Source organism: Neisseria sp. P0021.S005 (assembly GCF_051956955.1).
Genome location: NZ_JBQCWY010000133.1, coordinates 1 through 7,068 on the forward strand (window position 1 = coordinate 1; position 7,068 = coordinate 7,068).

Below are 7,068 nucleotides of genomic sequence, written 5' to 3' on the forward strand. Positions count from 1 at the left end.
TTCCTATTGTTATAAGAAATGAAGGTTTTGTTTTTTGGCTAGTTATTTTTTTATTATAGAGAACTTTAATATGAATCATGTTTTTAAAATTATTTGGAATAAAGTAAATCAATGCTGGGTTATTGTTTCAGAACTAAGCAAATCTGTAGGTAAATCATCTCAAACTGATAAACGTAAAGCATTAAATGTAATTATTGGCGCTGCAGTTTTAGCAGGTGCAACTACAAGCGCAATGGCTGAAACCAATGTTGTCGTAAATGATAAAAATACAGTTATCGGCGGAACTGGTGCAGTAGCTGATCGAACTAACGCAGTTGTTTTAGGTAATAGTGCTAATTCTAATACGGCAGACTCTATTGCTATTGGTACAGGAGCTAAAGTAGAGGGAGATGCTGATTACAACAAATACAATATTGCAATTGGTAATAAAGCTCGATCAACCAATAGAGAAACAGTTGCCATTGGTAACAATGCAGATGGTTGGGGAACTGGTGGTGTTGCAATTGGTGGTGGTAGTAATGCATCCGGACGTGGTACGGCAATTGGTTATGGCGCAAAAGCTAGCGGCGTAGAAGGTTTAGCAACCGCTATCGGTAATGAATCAAATGCAAGTGGTCGTGGAGCGATCGCTATGGGTAATGGCGCAAAATCATCAGGAAATGATGCTATTGCTTTAGGCTTTATAGCTAATGCGAGTGGAGAAAATGCAGTTACTATTGGTGTACGTTCAGTTGCAAGTGGCCAAGCTTCTGCTGCTTATGGTATTCAAGCTCAGGCGACAGCCGAGCGCTCAATTGCTTTAGGGGTTGTATCTAAGGCAACAGGAGGTCATAGCGTTGCATTAGGTGATTCCTCAAGAGCATATGGGCATTGGTCTACTGCAGTTGGGCCTATTGCTGTTGCTAAAGGTTCTTCTGCAACTGCTGTAGGTGAAATGGCTCACGCTGATGGGCATGATTCAGCAGCTTTAGGTCATTCATCTAACGCAAGTGGATCTTCTTCTATTGCAATTGGTAATCAAGCGAATGCAAAAGCGGTTAATACTGTTGCTATAGGATCGAATTCAACCTCATCTGCCGCGGATGCTATGTCATTTGGTACCCAAAGCAATGCTTCAGGTATGAGTTCTATTGCTATTGGTGAAAGCACCAAAGCTGAGGGTTATAATTCTGTTGCGATGGGTAGAAATTCTAAGGCGAGTGAAACTAATTCTGCAGCTATTTTAGGAAATGCGACTGGTATCAGCAGTATTGCTATTGGTGGTAATGCGACTGCCGCAAATTCTGTTGCGTTAGGTTCTGATTCTACTAATACTCATGAAGATTCAGTTGCTCTAGGCTCAAGTTCTGCAGGGGCAAAAAATGTGTTTAATGATGCTGCTACTAAATTAGAATCTTTTGATGATGGTGCAAATTCAAAAACAATTAATTATAACGGCACCTCTTCATATAAAACGATAATTGATTTTGATTTTGGTGATTCTTTCACTAAAGAATCAACAGGTGCGGTTTCTGTGGGAGATGGCTCTCTTGTTCGCCAAATCCAAAATGTGGGTGCAGGTCGAATTACTGCTGAATCAAACGATGCTGTAAATGGTAGCCAATTATACCAAGCTTATTACAATGCAGGCTTTAACATTAAAAATAATGGTAAAGAAACATCACGTATTAATACCCATGGCAAAGTGAATTTTGTAAATGGTACGAATACCGAAGTGGTTGTTACAGACGGTGAAAATGCTGCTGATATTAAAGTGAATTTAAAAGATGATATTAAAGTTACTAGTGTTAAAGCTAATAATATTACCGTAGGACCTGTTACTATTAATGATAAAGATGGTATTAATGCAGGAAATACAAAAATCACGAATGTATCAAATGGTACAATTTCAGCTGATAGTAAAGATGCTGTGAATGGTAGCCAATTATATGCAGCGAAGAACGAGCTTAATACCAATATTACTAAAGCCGCAGCGGCAGCTAAAACAGAGGTAAAAGCTGGAACAAATGTAGAGGTGACTTCTGAAACTGGTGCGAATAATCAAACGATTTACACGGTTAACGCAAAAGACACTTCAGCATCAGTTGAAGCTGCTTCTGATGCTGTTACAGTAACAGTTGGTGAAAAAACAGAAGTTAAAAATGGTATTTCTGTTACAACAGTAAGCAATTACAAAGTAGATCTTTCACAAAAAACCAAAGATGAAATCAAAAATGCAGGTGGTCGTGGATTTAATGTAACTGCAAGTGCATCTGAAGGTACTGTTGTAAATGAAGTGACAGAAGAAACGGTTCAATCTACTGCAACAAAAATGGATAAGTTAACACTTGATGCGGGTAAAAACATTAAATTAACCCACAAAAAAGGCAAAGTGTTAAGTGTGGCAGTATCTGATACACCAACATTTGCTAATGTCACAACAACGGGTGATATCAACATTGGTGGTACTGTTCATGCACATGGTGGCTTGGATGTTCACAATAATCGTATTGTGAATGTGGCTGATCCTAAAGACCCAACTGATGCAGTAAATAAACGTTATGTTGATAATGCAGTGAAAAACATTAATAACAACATCAATCGTTTAGACAACAAAATTGATCACGTTGATCGTAAATTACAAGCAGGTATTGCAGGAGCGACAGCGATTTCTTTCTTACAACGTCCAAATGAAGCGGGTAAAAGCTTAGTTTCTGTTGGTGTTGGTGGTTATCGCAACGAAACTGCATTAGCGGTTGGTTATAGTCGAAATTCTGACAACAACAAAGTTTCGATTAAAGTTGGTGCAAGTATCAATTCCCGTAGTGATGTGAACTGGGGCGGAAGCATCGGTTACCAATGGTAATTATTTGATAAAAAGGCAGAGTAAAATCTGCCTTTTCTTTTGTTATGTTGAGATGAAAAAAAGTGCGGCCAAAATTTGATCTGACCCCAAAAAGTTAGACTGTTATTTAAAGGATTGTTTTCGATATTGTACCGGACTCAGTCCTTTTAATTTTAGTTGAATCCGTCGGTGGTTATAGTAATCCAAATAATCTCTGACAGCATTAACTATCTCCTCTCTACTGTTAAATTCCCGCCCATAAAAACATTCCGTTTTTAATCGCCCAAAGAAACTTTCCATCGCGGCGTTGTCCAAGCAATTCCCTTTTCTCGACATACTTTGAATGATGCCATGTTCTGCCAAGATTCGACGATAAGCCACCATTTGATATTGCCATCCCTGGTCTGAATGTAAAATGACACCACAAGCTTTATTTAATCCTTTGATGGCTTGTATTAACATGTCCTCTACTTGCGCCCAGTTTGGGAAATAGCTGAGATTATATGAAACTATCTCATTGTTAAATAAGTATAAAATTGGAGATAAATAGTCTTTGCTCCCATCTTTCGCCTTAAACTCGGTGATATCGGTCACCCATTTTTGGTTCGGGGCCGTTGCACTAAAATCGCGTTCAAGATGATTAGGAGCAATCACCCCTATCGTGCCTCGATAGGTCGTAAATTTCTTGCTTTTTCTTGACCGCACTTGAAGCCCAAGTGTCTGCATTAAACGTTGAACTTTTTTATGATTCACGCCTGGCAAGCAGGCATGAACACGTCGGTAGCCATAATCAAGATGATTGGCTTTGATGCGTTTAATGGTCTTTTTCAATAACTCATCCTTATCCGGTTTAATCTGAAGTTTAGCAAAAAACGTACTACGCGCTAATTGTGCAAAGCCTAAAAGCCATTTTAACGGATAGCGTGTTCTTAACCTTTGGAGACTTTTGCAAAATTCCTTTTTCCCGACAGCCGAAATCCAAACACAGGTTTTCGGCTGTTTTTATTTCAAATATCCACTGATTCTACTCAAATACCCCCTTAATCCCCCTTGGATACCTGATTAAGCAGGCATCCGGGCCACCTTTTAGGCGGCAACAGGCACACTTAGCCTGTTGGCGGCTTTCAAAAGGTTCAAACACATCGCCTTCAGGTGGCTTTGTGCACTCACTTTAATCAGCCCGAAATAGGCTGCCCGGGCGTAGCGGAATTTACGGTGCAGTGTACCGAAGCTTTGTTCGACCACATAACGAGTCTTTGACAAATATCGGTTGCGTTTGGTTTGCGCTTCCGACAGCGGATGTTTGCGGTGGGCTTTGCACATAATACCGTCCAGTAACCGATGCTCTTCCAGATGTTGCCGGTTTTCCTCACTGTCATAGCCTTTGTCGGCATAAACGGTCGTACCTTTAGATAGACCTTCCAACAAAGGCGACAGGTGTTTGCACTCATGGGCATTGGCGGGAGTGATGTGCAGTTTCTCGATATAGCCTTCCGCATCGGTGCGGGTATGTTGTTTGTAGCCGAGTTTGTAGAGGCCGTTTTTCTTTATCCAACGGGCATCGCTGTCTTTACTCGGTGTGGTTTGGCCGCTAACTTGCCCTTCATCATCGACTTCTATGGCCTGGCGCTGTTTGCTGCCGGCGGTCTGAATAATGGTAGCGTCAACGACAGCAGCAGATGCTTTCTCTATTTTTAGGTTTTTTCGGTCAGTTGGCGGTTGATCAGTTCCAGCAATTCGGACAAGGTGTCGTCTTGCGCCAGCCAGTTGCGGTAGCGGCATAAGGTGCTGTAATCGGGGATGCTCAGTTCGTCAAAACGGCAAAACAGGTTGAAATCGATGCGGGTGATGAGGCTGTGTTCGAGTTCGGGATCGGATAGGCTGTGCCATTGTCCGAGCAGGATGGCTTTGAACATGGATAGCAGTGGATAGGCGGGACGGCCGCGGTGGTCTCGGAGGTAACGGGTTTTTTGACGATTCAGGTATTGTTCGATCGGTTGCCAATCAATCACCTGATCCAACTTCAATAGTGGGAAACGGTCGATGTGTTTGGCAATCATGGCTTGGGCGGTTTGCTGGAAGAAGGTGGCCATGGAAAATCCCCTAAATGTCTTGATGGGAATTTAGGGGATTTTGGGGAATTTTGCAAAGGTCTCAGGCCGTCTGAAAATCAATTCTTATCTTCAGACGGCCTTATTTATTTTAATCCATTTTGCAAATTAAGGTTAAGGCGTGTATCCTTGGTCTCCCTTAAAAACAACTTCACAACATATCATCATGAATACCCTCAACAAAATCAGTAATTTTATCGGAAAGACCTTTTCCCTCTGGGCCGCGCTCTTTGCCGGCATCGCTTTTTTCGCACCCGACACCTTCAAATGGGTCGGTCTTTACATTCCTTGGTTTCTCGGCATCATCATGTTCGGCATGGGCTTGACCCTCAAACCCTCCGACTTTGACATTTTATTCAAACATCCCAAAGCCGTCATTATCGGCGTGATTGCACAATTCGCCATCATGCCGGCAACCGCCTATCTGCTGGCGAAACTGTTGAACCTGCCTGCCGAAATCGCAGTCGGTGTAATTTTGGTCGGCTGCTGCCCGGGCGGTACGGCTTCCAATGTAATGACTTATCTGGCGCGCGGTAATGTGGCTTTGTCGGTTGCCGTTACATCGGTTTCCACCCTGATTTCCCCATTGCTGACCCCCGCCATCTTTCTGATGCTTGCCGGTGAAATGCTGGAAATACAAGCGGGCAGTATGTTGATGTCCATCGTCAAAATGGTTTTGTTCCCCATCGTTTTGGGCTTGATTGTCCATAAAGTCTTGGGCAACAAAACTGAAAAATTGACCGACGCGCTGCCACTGGTTTCCGTTGCCGCCATCGTGCTGATTATCGGCGCGGTTGTCGGTGCCAGCAAAGGCAAGATTATTGAAAGCGGCCTGCTGATTTTTGCCGTTGTCGTACTCCACAACGGTATCGGCTATCTGCTCGGCTTCTTTGCCGCCAAATGGACCGGCCTGCCTTATGATGCACAAAAAACGCTGGCCATCGAAGTCGGTATGCAAAACTCAGGCTTAGGTGCCGCGCTTGCCGCCGCACACTTTGCCGCCGCGCCGGTTGTTGCCGTTCCCAGCGCATTGTTCAGCGTGTGGCACAATATCTCCGGCTCGCTTTTGGCAACTTATTGGGCAGCCAAAGCCGATAAAAATAAAGAATCCTAAACGTCTTTAATCATAAGGCCATCTGAACAGGGATAAACGAAATCAACGATTTCTGCCTTACCTGTTCAGACGGCCTTTATTTTGAAATCAAGCAGGATTATTGTTTCACTGCTTCGATTTGGATATTAATGTTTACTTTTTTGCTCATACCGGCACTCACCAAATAATCCAAGCCCCATTTGGTACGGTCGATGGTAGTGCTGAAGTCGCCGCCACACACTTCTGCTTTTGCCATCGGGCTTTGGTAGCAGTTGAATTTGTCGGCTTTGAGTTTCACCGGCGCAGTTTTGCCGTTCATGGTCAGATTGCCATCAACGGAAAGCAGTTTTTTGCCGTTGAAATTGAATTTGGTGGATACAAAACGGATTTCAGGGTATTTGTCTGCATTGAAAATATCGGCAGATTTCAAATGTTGAGTAAAGTGATCAGAACCGGTTTGCAGTTTGGACAAAGGCAATACGATATCGATTGAGCCTTGGCGTTTGGCACGGTCAAATTCCAAATTACCGGTCAAACCATAAATACCGCCGACGTTGGTGCTGGTGTTGAAATGGTCGATGGCAAAGCGGGCATTGGCATGGAATTCGTCCACTTTATAAACAGCGGCAGACGCAGCAGAAGCCAATATGGCCGAACACAATGCAAACATGATTTTTTTCATCGTCTTATCCTTAGAAATGTGAGAAGTTCCCTATCATATCACTTTTTGACACCAACATCTTTTGCAACTGGGAAAGACAGCGTTTCATCCAAGAAAACTTCAGGCCGTCTGAAAGAATGAGCAGCAAATTCAGGTGAAGCAAATACAGTTTAGTTTTATTACAAAATAGCGTGCTTCATCGCTCGTAATTGGTATAAAATAGCCAGTTATTTCTACAACGGGCCGCCAATTAACCAGCCTATTTCAGACGGCCTCAGCATAAAACAAAGGAACAAAAATGCCTGAATACCGCTCCAAAACCTCTACCCACGGCCGCAATATGGCAGGCGCGCGCGCATTGTGGCGTGCGACCGGCGTC

4 protein-coding genes and 1 pseudogene are annotated in these 7,068 nt (G+C 43.2%); 2 read left to right on the forward strand and 3 right to left on the reverse strand.

Features of this window, described 5'->3' with window-relative positions; all coding sequences use genetic code 11:
- Nucleotides 1-70 precede the first annotated feature (70 nt).
- Entirely contained in the window at nucleotides 71-2,845 is a 2,775-nt protein-coding gene (locus ACTHUE_RS08935; protein WP_107791837.1) for a YadA-like family protein, read from the forward strand.
- Nucleotides 2,846-2,947: 102 nt separating this feature from the next.
- On the opposite strand, the gene ACTHUE_RS08940 is transcribed toward ACTHUE_RS08935, so the two are convergent.
- Nucleotides 2,948-3,802 (reverse strand): IS3 family transposase, encoded by an 855-nt coding sequence (locus ACTHUE_RS08940; protein ID WP_107791836.1) that lies wholly within the window; start codon nucleotides 3,800-3,802, stop codon nucleotides 2,948-2,950.
- 108 nt (nucleotides 3,803-3,910) lie between these two features.
- Nucleotides 3,911-4,917, reverse strand: a pseudogene (locus ACTHUE_RS08945) (IS5 family transposase).
- A 184-nt stretch (nucleotides 4,918-5,101) separates the two neighbouring features.
- Between ACTHUE_RS08945 and ACTHUE_RS08950 the strand changes: the two are divergent.
- On the forward strand, nucleotides 5,102-6,049 hold the full coding sequence (locus ACTHUE_RS08950; protein WP_107791835.1) for a bile acid:sodium symporter family protein: 948 nt from the start codon (nucleotides 5,102-5,104) through the stop codon (nucleotides 6,047-6,049).
- Between the two features lie 97 nt (nucleotides 6,050-6,146).
- Here the strand turns inward: ACTHUE_RS08950 and ACTHUE_RS08955 are convergent, their stop codons facing one another.
- Nucleotides 6,147-6,710 (reverse strand): YceI family protein, encoded by a 564-nt coding sequence (locus tag ACTHUE_RS08955; protein WP_107791834.1) that lies wholly within the window; start codon nucleotides 6,708-6,710, stop codon nucleotides 6,147-6,149.
- Nucleotides 6,711-7,068 lie beyond the last annotated feature (358 nt).

What these genes read in the sequence shown, in the direction of transcription:
- ACTHUE_RS08950 (WP_107791835.1), top strand. Translation starts at nt 5,102, where the DNA reads ATGAATACCCTCAACAAAATCAGTAATTTTATCGGAAAGACCTTTTCC.
- ACTHUE_RS08955 (WP_107791834.1), bottom strand. Translation starts at nt 6,710, where the DNA reads ATGAAAAAAATCATGTTTGCATTGTGTTCGGCCATATTGGCTTCTGCT.
- ACTHUE_RS08935 (WP_107791837.1), top strand. Translation starts at nt 71, where the DNA reads ATGAATCATGTTTTTAAAATTATTTGGAATAAAGTAAATCAATGCTGG.